Origin of the sequence: Trichodesmium erythraeum IMS101, assembly GCF_000014265.1 — a bacterium.
GTDB classification, from domain to species: domain Bacteria; phylum Cyanobacteriota; class Cyanobacteriia; order Cyanobacteriales; family Microcoleaceae; genus Trichodesmium; species Trichodesmium erythraeum.
This window is the reverse complement of record NC_008312.1, coordinates 1493133-1513837: the sequence shown is the minus strand read 5'-3', so window position 1 is coordinate 1513837 and position 20705 is coordinate 1493133. Positions and strand designations below refer to the sequence as shown.

11 protein-coding genes are annotated in these 20705 nt (G+C 30.7%); 5 read left to right on the top strand and 6 right to left on the bottom strand.

The annotated features are described in order from the left end of the window. Nucleotides 1-500 precede the first annotated feature (500 nt). Nucleotides 501-2324: a CapA family protein gene (locus tag TERY_RS04480; protein ID WP_011610735.1), complete on the bottom strand. Its 1824-nt coding sequence runs from the start codon at nt 2322-2324 to the stop codon at nt 501-503. A 1059-nt stretch (nt 2325-3383) separates the two neighbouring features. Between TERY_RS04480 and rfbB the strand changes: the two genes are divergently transcribed. Then, nucleotides 3384-4457 (top strand): dTDP-glucose 4,6-dehydratase, encoded by a 1074-nt coding sequence (gene rfbB / locus TERY_RS04475; protein WP_011610734.1) that lies wholly within the window; start codon nt 3384-3386, stop codon nt 4455-4457. Nucleotides 4458-6591: 2134 nt separating this feature from the next. Here the strand turns inward: rfbB and radA are convergent. After that, nucleotides 6592-8145 (bottom strand): DNA repair protein RadA, encoded by a 1554-nt coding sequence (gene radA, locus TERY_RS04470; RefSeq protein ID WP_011610733.1) that lies wholly within the window; start codon nt 8143-8145, stop codon nt 6592-6594. A gap of 1447 nt (nt 8146-9592) precedes the next feature. Between radA and rpaB the strand changes: the two genes are divergently transcribed. Then, the gene (gene rpaB / locus TERY_RS04465) at nt 9593-10324 is read left to right on the top strand and encodes a response regulator transcription factor RpaB (RefSeq protein ID WP_011610732.1); all 732 of its coding nucleotides are present in this window, start codon (nt 9593-9595) and stop codon (nt 10322-10324) included. A gap of 206 nt (nt 10325-10530) precedes the next feature. Then, nucleotides 10531-11175, top strand: coding sequence for a cofactor assembly of complex C subunit B (locus tag TERY_RS04460; protein ID WP_011610731.1), 645 nt, complete (start codon nt 10531-10533; stop codon nt 11173-11175). Between the two features lie 931 nt (nt 11176-12106). Here TERY_RS04460 and TERY_RS04455 read toward each other — a convergent pair. From TERY_RS04455 to glpX, 4 genes are all read right to left on the bottom strand, one after another. Next, nucleotides 12107-12391 (bottom strand): hypothetical protein, encoded by a 285-nt coding sequence (locus tag TERY_RS04455; protein WP_011610730.1) that lies wholly within the window; start codon nt 12389-12391, stop codon nt 12107-12109. Nucleotides 12392-14272: 1881 nt separating this feature from the next. Further along, the gene (locus TERY_RS04450; protein ID WP_011610729.1) at nt 14273-15778 is read right to left on the bottom strand and encodes a DNA methyltransferase; all 1506 of its coding nucleotides are present in this window, start codon (nt 15776-15778) and stop codon (nt 14273-14275) included. Between the two features lie 226 nt (nt 15779-16004). Next, nucleotides 16005-17300, bottom strand: coding sequence for a glutamyl-tRNA reductase (locus tag TERY_RS04445; protein WP_011610728.1), 1296 nt, complete (start codon nt 17298-17300; stop codon nt 16005-16007). Nucleotides 17301-18048: 748 nt separating this feature from the next. Next, nucleotides 18049-19086, bottom strand: a complete 1038-nt coding sequence (gene glpX, locus TERY_RS04440) for a class II fructose-bisphosphatase (RefSeq protein WP_011610727.1) — start codon at nt 19084-19086, stop codon at nt 18049-18051. A 1152-nt stretch (nt 19087-20238) separates the two neighbouring features. Here glpX and TERY_RS36190 point away from each other — a divergent pair. Together TERY_RS36190 and TERY_RS27115 are read left to right on the top strand one after the other, a co-directional pair. Then, nucleotides 20239-20334 (top strand): transposase, encoded by a 96-nt coding sequence (locus TERY_RS36190; RefSeq protein ID WP_370497143.1) that lies wholly within the window; start codon nt 20239-20241, stop codon nt 20332-20334. A 68-nt stretch (nt 20335-20402) separates the two neighbouring features. Beyond that, complete coding sequence (locus TERY_RS27115) at nt 20403-20597, top strand: transposase (protein WP_081432524.1); 195 nt, start codon at nt 20403-20405, stop codon at nt 20595-20597. The last annotated feature ends 108 nt before the right edge of the window (nt 20598-20705 follow it).

Sequence of the window (20705 nt, the reverse complement as noted above, 5' to 3'; positions counted from 1 at the left end):
CTAATTCTTATACCAACTTCATAAACTTAGGCTATCTTACTGAAGATTAATAAGATTATATAATTTCATTCCTGAGTATAATGTTTACCTATACTTAAGGAAATTAATATTACAATAAATTTGAATCTAAACTTCCTAGATACCAATATCTAAACCGGAAAAAAATTAGTTATGCTAATTACAAAAAGGCACATTTAAAGATAGCTAAGTTACACAAAAATGTAGTTTTTTCTGCCCTGCGGTGAAATATTCATAAAAACATACTTAATAAATTTAAAATACATTTAGCTAATAACCACGGCATGGTTGTAATAGAAGACTTAAATGTGAGGAAAATGTTGGCTAATAATAAGTTAGCTAAATCAATAGCAGACCAAGGATACTATTAACTTAGAAGACAGCTTAAATATAAGTATAGTTAAAAACCAAATCCCTACAAACTGCCTCCAAAAAATTTTTTCAAAAATCAAAAAATTTGTTCAATTCCTCTTATTTCTTCCTTATCCTTTCTTCCTTGTTATCTCACCCTTACTATTAATTTCTAACATTGTCTTCGGAAAATCTTTTTGTGTTAATTCCTTAATTAACTTAATACTTCGACCAAGTTTATCGGGATAAGGAATACCCTTACTATTCAAATGTACAGGCAAAATTTTTCCAGAAATAAAATCTCCTCTAATATTAATATCTAACTCTAAAACCAAAGAATATCCCAACTTTCCCTTACTAGATAAAGTACGATAACCCATAAAATTTCCTAGAGAATAAGCAATTAATTTTCCTTGATAAATTTCCATTGCTCTTGGTACATGAGGACCATGACCCAAAATTAAATCTGCACCTTCATCTATTAATTTATGGGCAAATAAAACTTTATTGCCTCTATTTTCACCAAAAAAATACTCTGTTTTATTCTTGATTCTTAATGCTCTAGTTCCTTCTGCACCTGCATGAACAGATATAACAACAATATCTGCATTTTTATCTGCTTCTTGCACAAGTTTCTTAGCAGAATATAGGTCAAGCATAGAGTTATGATAACTATAATTACTAAACGCAATAAACCCTATATTAATTCCTTTAACTTTCCGATAAACAATTTCTCCTTTTTTACCAACTGCCTGCATTCCTACAGTCTTAATATTTGCAATTGTATCCTCAAAACCTTGCTTAAAGAAATCGAAAGAATGATTATTTGCCACACTTAATATATTAAAACCAGCATCTTTCAATAAATTTCTATAATCTGGCGGTGTTCTAAAAGCAAATACCCGACCATTACCCATTCTTTTCCGACTCTTAGGATAATTTGTTAAGGTACTTTCAAAATTACCAAATACAAGATCAGCATTTTGCAAAAGTGGTTTCACTGATGCCAGTAATTCTTGTTTCCTTGGATGTAATTTATTTTGAGGATAATTAGTACCTGGAATAATATCACCCACTGCCTTAATAGTGATTCTAGTATCAGGGTTTATAGGAGATTTAATTGATGATAAAATAAACTCAAAAACTTCTGATAAATTAAGTTGACTTTTAGTTGGTTTAGTTTCAATACTTTGTCTAGTATTGCGAGTAGATATACTTGCTGGAACTGAATTACTAACTTCTACTTCTGAAGTATTGAGATGAGAGATTTTAGGTAGCAAAAAAATCTTTGAAATAATAGGATTTATTCTGTCAGTTTGAGAATTAATAACTACAGTGGATATAGGCAGCAATAATATACTAATCGCACTTGCTAATATCCAAATAAATTTATTTTTATTCTTTGAATATTGCCTCTCCATTTGGGAAAAAAATTTTTTTTCTTTTTTTACTACATGACATCTGTTTATAACAGTTTGATTGATATTAATAACAGAATAATCAACTTCTTCTTTTTGCTTTTTTTTTGTTATTTCTGAATTATGTAAAGTTGCTTTTTTAGGTAGGTAAGGCAGAGTTAGTATAGAATATTCTTGAGCATAATTTGTGTTTTCTAATTGCCACAAAATTGTTTCTAATCCTGCCGGATGGTATATTTTAGCTTGATGTAATTCAATTACTTCTGTCCACTCAGGAATTGTATGACCATTGATTCGTCCATAAATATTGACAAAATCAATCAATGGTGATTTGAGGACTTTCATCACTTGATAAATTACTCTAATAGAAATTTCGCGATTTGGCACTTCAGATGCTTCTAGCAAAAGATGCAGATTCTTTTTCTGAATATTAGCTCTAGCTTGAATTCCTATATTATTTAATATTTGGTTGATGAGAAATGCGATCGCTTTAGGGTCTCCTTGTTTTCCTCGTATTAATATTTCTTCCTGACTCACTATTATTTTCCTCACGCCGAATGTTAGCTAAATTTATTAACGCTCTGCGAACCTATTGGCAAGGGAAATCTTGATTCTGCGACTACCTCTTAGGGAGCAGGTTTGCCCCAATCAAAATCGGCTAAGAGGGAGTTTCTCCTCAAGGGTAAGTTCCCATCTGCCCTACAGTACTAAGTCCTTTTTGCAGAATGTTTAGGCTAGCCACTATATCCCTGTCTTCAATATACTCACATTGCCAAACATGGATACGAGTTGATAGAGATTTTTTTTATTCTGCCTTTACACTTTGGACAGTCTTGAGATATGTAGTTAGGTAATACTCACACTGTTAATTTCTCAAACCTTACAGCATATGATTGAGTAAATGACCTACAGAGTAAATGGTGAAAATATTTTAGTGGTAGGACTATAATCTCAATTGGTGTACTTGACTAGCAACACCCAACCGCTGATTGACTAAATGACCTACAGAGTAAATGGTGAAAATATTTTAGTGGTAGAATTATAATCTCATTGGTGTACTTGACTAGCAACACCCAACCGCTTTTATATCCAGAGTATTCTAGCCATTCCTGAAATCTAGACAAACCTACATCAGATATAGATTTAGACAAGTACAAATTCTTGAGCAACCCTTTCACATTTATGTGGAATTTGAAAAAAACTCTATATATAGGAATTAGCAAATTATATGGGTTTGCTGACTAATCAGCTAGGAAATACTTGAGTCCTATAACCTCACCTGTAGATTGTGTTTCAATTCCCACTTAGCATTAATGGTAAATTATACATATACTAATATGCATATCGAAACTTTGAATTAATAGTACTCATTTGATTAGGTAAAACTGATATGAATTTAAGTTTTAAGTACTTTTTTACTTCAGTCACCCTATTATTTTGCTAATGGTTAAAATATTTTGCTTACCTTTTTGGTTCACAAAATTTTGGCATAACAAGTAATGCATAGAAATCAATAACCCCTGCGGCTAAAAGCCTGGGAGTATCAGATAATTAGTTTAATATTTTTGATAATTACAGCTTTAGGAGATGAAAATTATGGAAACTCGATTGTTGATAACTGGGGGAGCTGGGTTTATTGGTTCTAACTTTACCCATTATTGGTGTCAGACTTATCCTAATCACCGAGTAGTTGTGTTAGATGCTCTAACTTATGCTGGTAACAAGAAAACTTTAGCTGATTTACAAGACAGATCAAATTTTCGTTTTGTCCAAGGAGATATTTGCGATCGCTCTTTAGTAGATAGCTTACTCCAGGAAGAGGATATAGATACAGTAGCCCACTTAGCAGCAGAATCTCATGTCGATAGGTCTATATTAGGACCAGCAGCTTTTGTTCAAACTAATGTTGTGGGTACTTTTACCCTATTAGAGGCATTCAGAAGTCATTATCAGACTCTGGCCCAAAACCCAGACCGTAAGTGTATATTTCTCCATGTATCAACGGATGAAGTTTATGGCAGTTTAAGTCCTCAAGAGCTTGCTTTTACAGAAACTACACCTTATTCTCCAAATAGTCCTTACTCAGCATCGAAAGCAGGAAGTGACCATTTTGCTAGAGCTTACTACCATACTTATGGTGTTCCGACAATTATTACTAATTGTTCTAATAACTACGGACCATACCATTTTCCTGAGAAGCTAATTCCTTTAATGTGCATCAATATATTATTAGGAAAAGAATTACCAGTTTATGGAGATGGGCAAAATATTAGAGATTGGTTATATGTAATAGATCATTGTCGGGCATTAGATACGGTAATTCATAAGGGCAAACCAGGACAAACTTATAATGTTGGTGGAAATAATGAAGTAAAAAATATTAATTTAGTACAAATGTTGTGTCAAATTATGGATGAGTTGGCAAATGATTTACCTGTAAAACCTTGTGAAAAATTAATTACTTTTGTCAAGGATAGACCAGGGCATGATCGACGTTATGCTATTGATGCGACAAAGATTAAAACTGAGTTAGGTTGGCAACCTTCAGTAACTGTTGAAGAAGGTTTACGTCAAACTGTAAAATGGTTTTTAAATAACCGAGATTGGTGGGAGCCATTATTGTCTGAAGAGTATCAAGCTTACTATAAACAGGTTTATTCAAGTTCTTAAAAAAAAAATAAAAAAGATTAACAGTAGTCAACAAAAAAAGTCAGTAATTACTTATTTTAATTGACTTTTTTCTCTTCGTAAAAATAAATTATTTCCTATTATATATTCAATCAAAAAAACTGCTTTGATAACAAAAGAATCTCTTAAAGCGAGATAATGGAGTTAGGGAAAGTCATTTATCTTAGTATCTCAAGTGTCTATGCTTTTGTAAAAATTCAGGTCCTATGGAAAAGCCTATAAATTTTGATGGATGAGTATTTCTGACAACTTCCTTCAAAATCCTATTTTCAATTTTTCGATGCCTATAAGCCTTTATTTTCCTAATTATTGACAATAAGACTGTTAAATTAATCAGTGAATCGTTTTCATAAATCTCTTGATCACTGGGTTTTAGATACCTGAATTCTTATTCAAAAATTCCCTAGTTATTTGCAGCAAAAATTTATTAAACTTAGTATTAGATGAGATATCCCTTTGACTAAAAATATCAGCTATAAACTCAGAAATGAGACCGAAGCAATTCATCCTAAGTTGTGAGTATTAAGTTTTTAATTATTAAAAAATATTCTACCTATTTGTCACAAATATCTATTACACTTAGTATTAGGAACTATTGGCAAAACCTTTAGAGTGCTGATTATAAAAAACATAGCCTCTTTCTTTCTTACTTCTTTAGTACAAACCAACAAAATATTTAACTATGATTCAGCAAAAGCTTACTCTTAATCCTTAATTGTTGAAAAAATAACTTGTCAAAAAAGAGTAGTAAATTATGTGAATTATAAAACTGAAAAAAGAAGAAAATATCGACGATATAGCCATTTTTATGCAGGAAATAGAGGTCAATCTTGGTTCAATTCCTGGTTCATGTTTGCAGAGGAAGCAGAGGAGTAGATGGCCAATGAAAATGAAAAACGGCTCAATTATCAGAGAGGTAGAAAAGCTGCAAACCATGTTATGTTAGCTTTTTAGTCTTACCTGTCACCTAATCAGCTTATTTCTTTAGTACAAACCAACAAAATATTTAACTATTGCGCATTCCAGAATAGTACAAAATAATACAAAAAAACTACAAAGCCCTACCTTTAGGGTGCTGATTATAAAAAACATAGTCTGTTTCAATATATACTTATTTAGTACAAACCAACACACCATTTATGTTAGCTTTTTAGCCTTACCTGTCACCTAATCAGCTTATTTCTTTAGTACAAACCAACAAAATATTTAACTATTGCGCATTCCAGAATAGTACAAAATAATACAAAAAAACTACAAAGCCCTACCTTTAGGGTGCTGATTATAAAAAACATAGTCTGTTTCAATATATACTTCTTTAGTACAAACCAACAAAATATTTAACTATTGCGCATTCCAGAATAGTACAAAATAATACAAAAAAACTACAAAACTCTACCTTTAGGGTGCTGATTATAAAAAACATAGTCTGTTTCAATATATACTTCTTTAGTACAAACCAACAAAATATTTAACTATTGCGCATTCCAGAATAGTACAAAATAATACAAAAAAACTACAAAGCCCTACCTTTAGGGTGCTGATTATAAAAAACATAGTCTGTTTCAATACTTCTTTAGTACAAACCAACACACCATGTTATGTTAGCTTTTTAGCCTTACCTGTCACCTCTGGTAGCTTCCACCGCTCTAGTACAAACCAACAAAATATTTAACTATTGCGCATTCCAGAATAGTACAAAATAATACAAAAAAACTACAAAGCCCTACCTTTAGGGTGCTGATTATAAAAAACATAGTCTGTTTCAATATATACTTCTTTAGTACAAACCAACACACCATGTTATGTTAGCTTTTTAGCCTTACCTGTCACCTCTGGTAGCTTCCACCGCTCTAGTACAAACCAACAAAATATTTAACTATTGCGCATTCCAGAATAGTACAAAATAATACAAAAAAACTACAAAGTTCTACCTTTAGGGTGCTGATTATAAAAAACATAGTCTGTTTCAATATATACTTCTTTAGTACAAACCAACAAAATATTTAACTATTGCGCATTCCAAAAGAATACAAAAAAACTACAAATCCCTACATTTGGGGTGCTGATTATAAAAAACATAGTCTGTTTCTTCCTTATTCCTGTTAACAAAAAAATATCAATTCTCCATGGTAGGAGGTTGGGCCGGAATAGCAGCAATAATTGCATCTATGACCTTAGCAATAGGCAAAATACGCATTCCTAAATCCATGGGTTGCTGACCTTTGGGAATAATTGCCCTTTTAAAACCTAACTTAGCAGCTTCCCTTAATCTCAACTCCAACTGAGATACAGGTCTCACTTGTCCACCCAAACCGACCTCTCCCAGTAAAACAGTTCGGGGGTCAACTACGCGATCGCGAAAACTAGCCACCACAGCAATAGCTATCCCCAAGTCTGCAGCAGGTTCTTCCACACTCAAACCTCCCACAGTCGCCACATAAGTATCTAACTTTGATAAAGGAATGCCTACCCGTTTTTCCAAAACTGCCAAAATTTGTTGTAATCTACTACCATCAATTCCAGTAGTAGAACGTCGAGGGGAACCATGACTTGCCGGACTTACTAAAGCTTGAATTTCTACAACTATGGGGCGAGTACCTTCCATTGAAACAACTGTAGAAGTTCCAGAAGAATACTCATCCCTACTTCCGAGGAATAATTCTGATGGGTTTAATATTTCTTTTAAACCATTAGCCACCATTTCAAATACTCCAATTTCGTGAGTAGCACCAAAACGATTTTTCATAGAGCGCAACAAACGGTGGGAGGCAAAGCGATCGCCCTCAAAATATAGAACCGTATCTACCAAGTGTTCTAAAACACGAGGACCTGCTAAAGCACCATCTTTAGTTACATGACCAACTATTAATAAAGTAATATTTTCCCGCTTTGCCACTTGCATTAATGCTGAAGTACATTCCCGGACTTGAGCAACCGAACCAGGAGCGGAAGTCAAAGAAGCAAAATAGATAGTTTGAATACTGTCAATTACTGCTAGATATGGTTTTAGAGATTCCAACTCTCTTAAAATTACTTCTAAATCTGTTTCTGGCAATAAAAATAAATTTTCCATTGAATCTGTAGTAGAATCATTTATAGGTTCAGAATTGCCATAATTTTCTTGATTTTCATCATTAGATAAATCCTGATCGATCTCAACATTTGAAACATTATCCTTATGCTCTACTTTTGCTTCATTAAAGTTAACAATTAAACGTTGGGAACGTAACTTCACCTGCTGTCCAGACTCTTCCGCGGAAACATACAAAACCCGACATCTATTAGACAACTGATTAGCTACTTGTAATAAAAGAGTAGACTTACCAATACCAGGTTCTCCACCAATTAACACCAAGGAACCAGGAACAATTCCACCACCAAGCACTCGGTCTAACTCTTCAAACCCAGAAGGCATTCTAGACAACGTTTGGTCAGAAATCTGAGATAGTAAAAAAGATGCTCTTGGTTGACCAGAAGAATCATCTCCCTCAGATGCTTGAGAACCAATACCAATATCAGTTATTCCCAGCCTTTGTAAAGCAGTTACAGTTGTTTGTTCTATCTCCTCTTTTAGAGAGTTCCAAGTATTACATCCAGGACATCTGCCCAGAAATTGGGTAGACTCATACCCACATTCTCTACAAACATACTTTGTTTTGTGTTTTGGCATTTCTTAAAATAAGTTAATGTTCACCACCAAATATAAAAAATCCCTGGAGAGGTGACAGGTAAGACTAAAAAGCTCACATAACATGGTTTGCAGCTTTTCTACCTGTCTAATAATTGAGCTGTTTTTCAGAGTAATTGGCCATCAAATTCTCCACTTATTCTGCAAACATGAATAAGGAATTTAACCAAGATTGACCTCTATTTCCTGTATAAAAATGGCTATGTCGTCGATATTTTCTTCCTTTTTCGATTGAACAATTGACATGATTTGCTAGTCCTTTTTGACAAGTTATTTTTCCAACAATTAAGGATTAAAAGTCAGCAAAATTTATCAATAATGTGATGGAAATTAATCCTTCACCTTTGACTTTAGTTCCTTCCAAATTATACCTTTATTAAAATACTAGAATATTTATTGAATATCTATTCATTTTTTAGAGACATTTATTGTTATTTATAAATTCCAGATTTTTTTAGTATAAATTATGCCTCTTTTGCTATATTATATCTATATTTTATATTCTATTTTCGATAATATTTATCAGTAAAAAACTTAATTTTAGTGATTTGTATTCATTGTAAATATATAAATATCCCCGGTTTTATTTCTAATTATTTTAGAGCTATACACAGTTATGTTTTTATTTTTATATCCAAGCTTTTTTTCAATTTCAAACAACAATACGTCTTTTCTTGACCTTTTGAAAATTCATATAGTTACATACTACAAAATTATCTATTCCCTAAAACTACTTTTTAGAAATTACAAAATAAAGCTAAAAAACTAGATAAATATTCTTGACTTACCCTAATATTATTATTACTTTTTAGTCAAAAATAGTAATTTCAATTGGTCTAATACGAGAGTTATAAATTAGGCTTATTACTAGTAAGTTTACGCAATTTTATGCTTTATATTTATCATAATTGTCAGTATTTCCCTAGCTTCAAAGTTTTATTTAACCCAAGATTTTAAAATTGGAAACTATAAAGTTTTAAATCTTAGTATTTTTCATTATAAAAACCTTTCCATAGCAGGACAACAGCTCTCAAATTTTATATATTTTGGGATTTGGTTGGCCAGAGTTTTTTAACGTATCTATCGGTGTTCTTTAATTATAGCAATCAAAACTTTCAACATTAACCAAACATTGAATTTTAATTGACTTTTAAAATGTTTATGGTAGGATAAAGGTAGTTTATTAATTTTTATTAAATAAGCCTTGTTAACAAGATCTAGGCTCGTATTTTTTAATCATGTTTTGGTTAATCCTTGATAAATAAGGCTTTTTAACCTTTTTGTCACCCTCCCCCCTAACTTTAATCCTAAAGTTCAACTAATTCCAAGCTTAGGAGTAGTAAAAAATAGTAATTTTTGTTGTTATTTTGATGATACAGTTAAAAAAATTAATATAATTATAAACCTTAGTTAAGGAGTGTGAGAAAAAGTGGAATATAATAAAGAAAAAATCTTGGTTGTTGATGATGAAGCAAGTATTCGTCGTATTTTAGAAACTCGACTGTCAATGATTGGGTATGATGTTGTTACTGCTGCTGATGGTGAAGAAGCTTTGGAGACTTTTCACAATACAACCCCAGATCTGGTGGTATTAGATGTGATGATGCCAAAATTAGATGGTTATGGTGTCTGCCAAGAATTACGCAAAGAATCAGATATTCCTATAATTATGCTAACTGCTTTGGGAGATGTTGCAGATAGAATTACAGGTCTAGAATTAGGTGCTGATGATTATGTGGTGAAGCCTTTTTCTCCAAAAGAATTAGAAGCAAGAATTCGTTCTGTATTACGTCGGGTCGATAAAAATGGTGGTAATGGTATTCCTAGTTCTGGTGTTATTCAAGTCAGCACTATTAGAATTGACACTAATAAACGTCAGGTTTATAAAGGTGATGAAAGAATTAGACTAACTGGTATGGAGTTTAGTTTATTAGAGTTATTGGTAAGTCGTTCTGGAGAGCCTTTTTCTCGTTCTGAGATTTTGCAGGAAGTTTGGGGTTACACTCCAGAGCGTCATGTAGATACGCGAGTAGTGGATGTTCATATTTCTAGGCTTAGGGCTAAGTTGGAAGAAGATCCAAGTAACCCAGAATTGATTTTAACTGCACGAGGCACTGGTTATCTATTTCAACGAATTATTGAACGTGATGAAGTTGGTTGAAATATACAGGACTTATGTACCCAAACAAGAAACTAGGTCTATTGCCATAATTACTTCTCATAACCCGGTTTCTTTGTAAGTCTTAATATAGTTAAAGTTATCTATTCAAAGGTTAACTAATTATTAGTAACTAGAAACTAGGGTTTTGATTATCTAATAACTGACAACTAATAGCTGTAAAGACGTTCTTTTGTCTTCCTTAAAATATGAGTCAATCTGACCAAAATAAAGTATTACGAATGCTTCCTATAATAGCAGGAGGATTAGGTGCAACTTTACTTATGACTAATAGATTTTTCACCCCTAATCTTTTAGCTTCCCAAACTCGTTCTGATGTAGTAGGAGTAATTTTAAGTGCTTTTTTAATTTTGACTGGTTTACTTTGGCAACAAATACAACCACGCTCTCCTGATACTGTCAAATTAATTGGTAAATCAGAATTTGAATTATTGCCAGAATTATCAGAGATAGTCAAAACTGAACTAGCTTGGGCTTCTAGTTTACTACTAACTAATACAGTTACTAAGACTGTTATTATCTGGCATCAAGAGAAGGTCTTATTAAGAAGAGGAATTTTACCATCTGAATCATACATCAAGCCAGGAACTATTTTAAAGCAAGTTTTGGGTAAGCAAAAACCTATTTATTTAGTAGATTTAAAAGTTTATCCAGGTCGCATTGAGTTTAATTATTTGCCAGAAAATACCCAAGGTGTAATTTGTCAACCTCTTGGCAATAATGGTGTAATGATCTTGGGTGCAAATGCACCTCGCAGTTACACTAAACAAGATGAAAATTGGATTTCAGGAATAGCAGATAAATTAACAGATACCTTATCAAAAAAATTATAGTACAGTGCTGTGTTTAGAGAGATTTAACTAACCTTTTTTGTACTGTTACTCAATTAAGTCCTAACATTATCACAATTTATTTTACTGTTTTTACTGTTTAAGTTTTCAACTAGTAAATTGTTTGAAATATTTCCTTTTATTGAGCTATACTTGCACTTTTAAAAATTTTTTTATAGTTTATACTGATTGATTTATCTCAATTTTTACTATTTCTGAAAGTGGGTATACTTTCTATAATAAATGACTTCTAAAAGTCTAGCTGAAGTTTATAAAATTGGTATAAGTTTTTTAATTTATGGCAGATTTCGTCATCCAGAATATCTGGTCGTAGAGACATAAATTATCTTGCTTTAATAAATACTGCACCCATAGTCAAGAACTTTTTGTGCAACTTAAGTTTTCAACTAGTAAATTGTTTGAAATATTTCCTTTTATTGAGCTATACTCGCACTTTTAAAAATTTTTTTTATAATTTATAATGATTGATTTATCTCAATTTTTACTATTTCTGAAAGTGGGTATACTTTCTATAATAAATGACTTCTAAAAGTCTAGCTGAAGTTTATAACATTGGTATAATTTTTTTAATTTATGGCAGATTTCGTTATCCAGAATATCTGGTCGTAGAGACATAAATTATCTTGCTTTAATAAATACTACACCCATAGTCAAGAACTTTTTGTGCAACTTAAGTTTTCAACCAGTAAATTGTTTGAAATACTTCCTTTTATTGAGCTATACTCGCAGTTTTAAAAATTTTTTTGATAGTTTATACTGATTGATTTATCTAGATTTTTACTATTCCTGAAATGGGTATACTTTCTATAATAAATGACTTCTAAAAGTCTAGCTGAAGTTGATAAAATTGGTATAATTTTTTTAATTTATGGCAGATTTCGTCATCCAGAATATCTGGTCGTAGAGATATAAATTATCTTGCTTTAATAAATACTGCACCCATAGTCAAGAACTTTTTGTGCAACCAGTTTCCTTGTCGACTCAAATATACCTTTTGTTTGTCTTGAGAAAAATCTCTTGATAACCATAAATTTGGTAAAAGGATAAAGTGGAAATAGGTTTCTGCTACAAATAACCCTATCTTAAATATTCGTTTTAGTGTAGATAAAAGAGAATAGAATCTCTTTTTATTGGAGATTGTTTTAAAGTAAAGTCCTTTATATTCTTGTCTTATATCAGACAGTGTTTTATTTTTCATGATTATTCACTATCAATGAGTTAGACTTCATTATTCAGAAAAAACTTAAATATAATTAATTCTAAGTTTTAAGCTATATTCCCCATGTTAAAACGTAGTATTTAAAGTTAACCATTGAAAGCCTTGTCTGATAATAACTATAAATTTTGTAAGCAAAAATAAATCTTATATAGACTATTAATAGTTTTTAGTAAGAAAAGAGGCTATAACCCAAATTATGCCTTAAAAATACTTTTGCATTATATTTGTGGCACGGAATATAGGTTGTAATTTTTGTAATATTTAATATTATTCTAACATACGCAATAGTTGATACCCTCGGTGCGCCACATTTTTTAGGAATAGGCTTTGCTTGACTCACAGTTATAACTTTCCACAGTAATTTTTTTATAAATTTAGAGTTTTTTTACTCTTCTCACATTTACTTAAATGCCAACAAAAAATCTGTATAACTTTGATAGTTTTGACCTTTATAATACCATTTCATCAAAAGTTGATTTAGATTAAAACTATGGTTATCTTGATAACTTTAGATTTCTCTTTTTAGTAGTTTATAATCTCGTTTAAATTTTCAAATATATTCCAAATAATTTTGATCTATAACTACCAAAAATAAACAAATATTAGTATCTAATCTTTAACTACCATAATTCTCGTAAAGCCAAAATAATAATTGGCGAAGATTTGATATTGTGTGATTAATTATTTCATATCTTGCAGAAAAAATACTTTTGTAAAACGTTTTTACTTGTTCATCTAAACTTTCATAAAAAACTGTAATTAAGTCAATGATTAAATCGTTTTTATAACACTTAGTATCAAAAGGTATTTGAAAATATTTAGCTGCTTTTTTCAATGCTGATAATTCTTCACTGACTAAACCTCTTTCTTATCTTTACTTTTTCATAAATTCTCCAGGGAAATAAGTCATTTTGAAGTCAAAGGGGATACCATCAATAAAAAAGTCAAACTGCTTAATTTTTCTAACTGTAAATAGAACGCGAGTGTGGTCTTTAAAAATATCTTCAATTAATATTGAACCAGGAGAATAACACAAATCATTTTAAGCTATTTAATATTTTATGTTCTATTGTTTCTATTAACTTATCATAGTTAGTTATTTTTTTTATATAGTTATCTACAAAATATTTATTAATATAGCAATTCCCAAACTCTTGAGGTACAAAATTTATTTGTTTTAGCAGGGGAAGTGGATGGAAATTCCATGAAAGATTAGTAAGCAAGAAAAATAGGGTATAGAAAAGAGAAAAAACTGTATCAACCTAACTTAAAAAACCCTATATAGTTTTGATATATTCCTGCCTAATTAAAAACTCATAGTTTATAAAGCTCTGCTAAAAGTGCTGGTTCATTTATTATTATTTCAGTTTTTTTTGTTCATAAATATCCTTAATAACTTTATTCATTATAGTTTTATAAATTTAAGTTTTGTATAGAGTTACCAAAAGATTTTTAGTTAAGATTTTCTCTGTAGAAAAATCCTGCTTTTTTACATAAATATATCAGGTAACATTTACCAGCAATTAAATGTAGCTTAAGAAAATCTCAAACTAGTGGCAATGATATTAATTCATAAAAATTTTCTTCTGTATAAAGTTGAGATAATTAATCAAAATTATTCAACAACTTTTCTGATATACTTCATTTTTTACTTTTTTATTAATTATCAGCATAATTAATAAATTTTGAACGCCAACCAGAAAGAACTGTCAATGATTAAAAAACCTCTGAAGCTCTTTTTCCTGACTTCTGATAAATTAGTACAAAATTATTTTTAAAACTACCATTTCTATGATTCTGTACTACTGAATTATAAGAATATTTCATAGGAAAATAGCCTCAAAATTTTTTACTTTTTTATTAATTATCAGCATAATTAGGAAATTCTGAACGCCAACCAGGAATAACTATCAGTGATTGAAAAAACTCTGAAGATCTTTTTCCTGACTTCTGATAAATTAGCACAAAATCATGTTTAAGACTGCCAGTTCTATTATTCTGTAATACTGAATTAGAAGAATATTTCATAGGAAAATAGCCTCGAAAATTAATTTCTGTTGACGATAAAATTATTTGATTAAGAAAGTTCCAAATTTCTCGATCTTTGGAATTAAAAAATAAAGCCAAAATACCTCCTGGCTTTAAAATTCTGGCAGTATTATCAAAAAAAATTCCCATTTCTTTGATATAAGTTTTTCGATCTTTACCTCGAATTACGGCATTTGAAATAACTATTTCATCTGAAAAATTTGGCTTTTTACCAATCAGAGAATTCCACATTTCACTCAACTCTAAATAGGGAATACGATCGCTATGAGGAGGGTCTGCTACAATTAATGAAATAATTTCATCAGGACATTCAGATAATACTTTTCTATTATCTCCTTCTACAATAGCTACATTAGCCTTATAATTCACAACATCTATTAATTGACCAGATAAATTAGATGTGTTTATATCATCAATTTCGTCAATAGCTTTAATTAGCTTTTTAACACGTCTTTCAAAACAATTCCAGACATTAATTTCAAAGTGAAGTGTAGGTCGCCAATATCCTATTACCCAACTACCTACTTCTATTTTTTTTGTAGGTTGATTTTTGTTTTTTCCACGTCCTGTAATAGCAAATACCATCTTAGACATTTGCCCAGAAGCAGAAGTTAATGAAAGTAATAAAGCTTTCTTCAATTCATTATCTTGTTGATTTATTGCTTCTAGTAAAATGTCTATATTATGCAAAGCTCTACAAGTCAATAAATCTGTTAATTTAAAATTATCTTTTGTATTAATTCTGCTATTTTGAAAAAGATTAATTTCTCTAGGAATTTTTGGCTGATAATTTTGAAATTGCTCAATCAAATTATAATCATACTCTGTTGGTATTCTTTCTTCCCGCTTTCTGCCTCCTTTTGCAATAGTCCAAACAGATTTTATTTTTTCTTCTTCCCATAAATAGTGACTAGCAATATTGCCATCATCCAAAGTATAAGTTGCCTCTATTTTAGGTTTAATATTTTCTTCAAAAGAACTTAGTATTTCTCTTAAATGTAAATGAGATGGTAAATCAATTAACATCTTTGCTAGTTCTACTGATATAGGATTAATATCAATACCAATAAATCGCCTCTTTCTAGATATTGACTCTCTTGCTACTAACCCAGAACCTAAAAAAGGATCTAAAATAATATCATTTTCCGTTGTTAATGATTCAATCAAAAATGAAAGACATTCTATTGGCTTTTTTCCCCAATATTTATGAAATGCTGCAATTCCCTTGTAACCTTTAGGAGTTGCTAAATCTTCTATATTTGTTGAATTCAAATTAAATAAACTTAGTTGTTTTGGCAGATTATTTTTATCTGTCATTATTTTATTTATAGTATATTTTATTTAGAAAAATATTTTTGGATAGTTCTCAAAATTAAAATTACTTTTACAAAAACAATTTCTGACTTCTAACTTCATTAAGAGTATTGGTGATGAGGTAATTAATTTTTATTATTATGAAACTTACTAACTATAGTTTTTTATAAGACACTAATAGACAAAAAAATAAAAAAATTACCAATTCACCAAAACCCAAAAACTCTAACTAAATTACCTTCCCAGAACTCATTTCCGACTCTAAATTAAACAAAAGTTGTAAAGTCTCCATTGCATGACGCCTGGCCTCAATATCCTGTTGCGCTCGTAACTGTACCATCGGATCATGCAAAATTTTATTCACAATACCCCTAGTTAAAGCCTCAATTACCTCTTGATGTTTTTCGGCAAATTCTGAACCTAAACGAGATAAAGCTTTTTCTAATTCTTGTTCTCTAATAGTCTCTATTTTTTGTCGTAAAGAATTAATAGTCGGAACAGTTTCCAAACTTTTCCACCATACATCAAAAGCTTCTACCTCTTCCTCTAATAAAACCTCAGCTTCCATAGCCATTTGGCGACGACTTTCTCTATTTTGAGCAACAACCGCCTTTAAATCATCCACATTAAAACAACGAACATTTGGCAATTCACTGACATCATTACCAATATTACGAGGTACAGAAATATCCACCAACATTAGAGGTTTTAAAGGGTCTAAAATTGTTTCTAATTTGGCTTTATCTAAAATCAGTTCAGTTGCAGCAGTGCTAGTAAATACTAGATCTGATTCACCAATAACCTGAACCATTTCTAACATAGAATAAACTTTTATATTTGCATCTTTAAAACTATTTGCTAAATCCTGAGCGCGTCCCACAGAACGATTAATTATTGATATCTTATTTGCCCCTTTAGCTAATAAATGTTGCACCAGTAATTTTGACATTTTACCAGCACCCACAATAGCCACTTGGTAATTAGATAAATCCTCTAATTTCATCTGAGCTAATTCCACTGCAGCAGAACTAACAGAAACAGCGCCAGTACCAATGCTTGTTTCTGTCCGTACCCTTTTTCCAGCAGTTACAGCCTGCTTAAATAAACGGTTAAGAATACGTCCAATACCCTTATATTTTTGTCCAAGTTTATGAGTTTGTTTAACCTGAGCTAAAATTTGCCCTTCACCTAATACTAAACTATCTAATCCAGAAGCAACTCGCATTAAGTGCATAATAGAATCTTCATGGAGTAACATAAATAAGTGAGGACGAAGCTGATTTAAAGGTATTTTACTAGACTCAGAAAGAAACTGAGTTACTTCCCTAATACCAGGCTGCATTTCATTAGTAACTACATAAATTTCTAAACGATTACAGGTACTAAGAATTCCTACTTCTTGGGTATAAGTTCCACTACACAATTCAGAAATTGCATTTTGTATTTCTGTTTCTGGAAGACTTAATTTTTCTCGAACTTCGACAGGAGCTGTTTTGTGACTCAGTCCTATTACTGCAATATTCATATAATTTTTATTTTGTTAATTGTTTCGTTTTTTTTTGATTAAAATCATACCTTAAAGGATGAACTAGGAAAAATTTCTATCATTTTGACACCGATTATAATTAAACAAAAATAAGGTAGGTTTTATGGATGGTTAAATTTTTCGTATCTATCTAACTAAAATATTTAACTTCAAACCTTAAAACCTACCCTAAAAGATTAATAATTTTCCAGAGTACCGAAGTCAAGAAATATCATTTCAGCGAATTCTATCTATAGAAAAAATTCTAAATTTTTTGAGTAATAATTTTAGAAACTGATATAACTTACCCTGGTTTGTCTCTCATTTGTATCTCATTTTTATTGCTAAGTACTAATAGCTCATAGCTAATAACTTAACTTAGGAATTAATTTTGAGTATTAGAATGCTCCAATCTCAATTCCATATTTTCTAAGCTGCTTTATAAAACTTACCCATGCTAAAGATAATTGAAGATTTAATGTTCACTTCTTGTTTCATTAAATCCTTAACAGACTGGCTGTTAAAATATTTTGACTTTCTACAAAGGTGACTTTCCAACAAACTATTTAGTTCTTGAATATTTTTCAAGATTAATACTTCCCTTTAAGTCTCATTTCAAAAGTCAAACACGAAGTTTTACAATTATAAGCATTCTCTTAATGTGGCATTTTTAGCCGATGAGTAAATTTGAGAATTTTAGGCAAATTTTTATTAACTATATCTAGCTCTAATTTACCTAATACTATTTCTATTTCAGCTGCAGTGTTTTTGTTTCTCCAAACATATGAACAGTATCTACAAAACGAGCAGTTTTTGACTGAGAAGAAATAACTAAACTTTGGGTACGAGCGCCATTGGGGAAGAAACGTACTCCTTCCATCAGAGTACCAGGAGTAATACCACAAGCTGCAAATAGGACTGTTTCTCCAGAAGCTAATTCTTCAGCATTATAAACTTTGTCTGGATCTTCAATACCCATATCTTTGAGTCGCTTCATATTATCTTCTTTGCTTTCTCCAATTAAACCAGTTTTGACAATAGCTGGGTCATAAATCAGTTGTCCTTGGAAATGGCCTCCTAAAGCACGCATAGCTGCTGCAGAAATTACTCCCTCTGGGGCTGCACCAATACCCATCAAAGCATGAATATTTGTACCTGCAAATGCACAGGAAATTGCAGCAGAAACGTCACCATCACTAATTAGACGAACTCTAGCACCAGCTTGACGAATTTCACTAATTAACTGTTTGTGACGTGGACGATCCATAACTACAACTACCAATTCTTCAACAGCACGGTCCATGCATTCTGAAATAATTTTGAGGTTTTCGGTAGCCGACTTATTAATATCTACATGATTTTTAGCTACTGCTGGTGCCGCTAGTTTTTTCATATAGACATCTGGTGCTGCCAACAAACCACCTTTCTCAGAAATAGCTAATACTGCCATAGAACCATTTTGACCATAAGCAACTAGGTTTGTACCTTCACAAGGGTCCACTGCTATGTCAATCTCGATTAGCTGTTCTACCTCACACATTTTTTTCGCATCAGGCTGAGTACAAATTCCTACTTCTTCCCCAATGTAGAGCATGGGTGCTTCATCTCGCTCCCCTTCTCCAATTACAATGCGGCCTCTCATGTGAATTTTGTTCATACGTTCGCGCATAGCTTCTACAGCTACTTCGTCTGCAGTATTTTTCTCCCCTTTTCCCATCCAACGAGCAGAGGCGATCGCTGCTTGTTCTACTACTTCGATAATTTCTAAACCGATTACATTATCCATAATTTTTTTATTCTCTCAATGAAACAGGAAAAGTTTTTGATTTTGCTCTCCCAGTGTTAAAGTCTATCAGAGGCGGGGTTCAGGTTAGGACTTTATGGGGGGTGAGTTCGTGTAAAGTTTTATTGCGATAGTCAGAAGTCAGAAGTTAACCTTTTCATATCAGTCAAAATTAAAAAATCAAATGTCAAATGTCAAAAAGATTACCCCATCAATAAAAAGATGGTACTTATACTGGGCAGAGGTCAAAAAAGGGTTTTAAAAAGTTTTTGAAGAGTACAAAGTTATCCTAAAAAAATATTGGCTTTAAAGGCTGAAAGCATTATAAGAATTTGCTTACAGGGTTTATAGTTTTTTGATAAAGTTTCTAACTTTGAGATAGCCGTAAGCTTTAGCGAGTAATAGTTATTCCCAAAATTTTCCACTTTATAGTTTCACTAATTTACAAAAAATAAATTATTTTCAACAAGCAATATTTATTGATAATGGGCAAGATGTCACAAGAAAACAAAGTAATTTTTTTTTTAAATAATGCTAAATGATTTTAAATTATTTAGCATTATTCATGATTATTTTTTCCTGATTGTTTCAAAACATAACTCTTGTTAATTGAGAAAAATATAATTATTTAATTAGAATAATTATTTTGTAATATAGGTAAGTTTTATCTTTATTTTAAAAAAAATATTAACTTTAATTTTCTGAAAAATTGTCAAAGAAAAATAATAAAAATATCTCGCCTATTTTTAAGTAAATTCATGACAATAATGATTTATTTTAATAAGTCTATTGGTCGTAATTTTAAAGCTTATTATAAATAAAAAAAAAATAAATATTATCAAAAATGTTTTCCTTGTTTGGTAAGTCAAAATTGTTTTTTTGAATTAATACCATTAATATTAATACCTTCTAGAGATTTACCTTAATAGACAAAAAGGTAACTGCACAGAAATGTTTTCCTTGTTTGGTAAGTCAAAATTGTTTTTTTGAATTAATACCATTAACATTAATACCTTCTAGAGATTTACCTTAATAGACAAAAAGGTAACTGCACAGAAATGTTTTCCTTGTTTGGTAAGTCAAAATTGTTTTTTTGAATTAATACCATTAACATTAATACCTTCTAGAGATTTACCTTAATAGACAAAAAGGTAACTGCACAGATATTTTTTTATTGATTGTATGAGCATTAAAATTTGTCATAATAAAAGAGCCAAAATAAATAAAGTGTTTAAGAGGTTAGCAAGATAGGCTAAGAGTTCAATAGATTGATATTTTGGATTTAAACTGCACTTAATTATTAATAAACTTGCAAAAATATTAGCTTAGACGAGGCAAAAAAGTTACATTTTTATCTCAAATTTATCTCAAAAAAAAAGGGTAATTTATTTGGAGATAAAGGCTATATATCTCAAAATTTATTTGATAAATTATACGGAAATAATCTAATTTTAGTAACTCTTTATCAGAAAAATATGAAAAATAAATTAGTAGATTTATGGAAAAAAAATTAATGTGTATTAAAACGTTCATTAATTAAAAATTTCAATGAAAAATTAAAAAATATTTCACAACTTGTGCACTGTTAAAATCGAAGTTTGCAAAATTTTATAGTGAATAAA

Bases quoted from the DNA above. Each gene is read 5' to 3' on its own strand.
- rfbB (WP_011610734.1), top strand. From the start codon at position 3,384: ATGGAAACTCGATTGTTGATAACTGGGGGAGCTGGGTTTATTGGTTCT.
- radA (WP_011610733.1), bottom strand. From the start codon at position 8,145: ATGCCAAAACACAAAACAAAGTATGTTTGTAGAGAATGTGGGTATGAG.
- TERY_RS04460 (WP_011610731.1), top strand. From the start codon at position 10,531: ATGAGTCAATCTGACCAAAATAAAGTATTACGAATGCTTCCTATAATA.
- TERY_RS04455 (WP_011610730.1), bottom strand. From the start codon at position 12,391: ATGAAAAATAAAACACTGTCTGATATAAGACAAGAATATAAAGGACTT.
- TERY_RS04450 (WP_011610729.1), bottom strand. From the start codon at position 15,778: ATGACAGATAAAAATAATCTGCCAAAACAACTAAGTTTATTTAATTTG.
- TERY_RS04445 (WP_011610728.1), bottom strand. From the start codon at position 17,300: ATGAATATTGCAGTAATAGGACTGAGTCACAAAACAGCTCCTGTCGAA.
- glpX (WP_011610727.1), bottom strand. From the start codon at position 19,086: ATGGATAATGTAATCGGTTTAGAAATTATCGAAGTAGTAGAACAAGCA.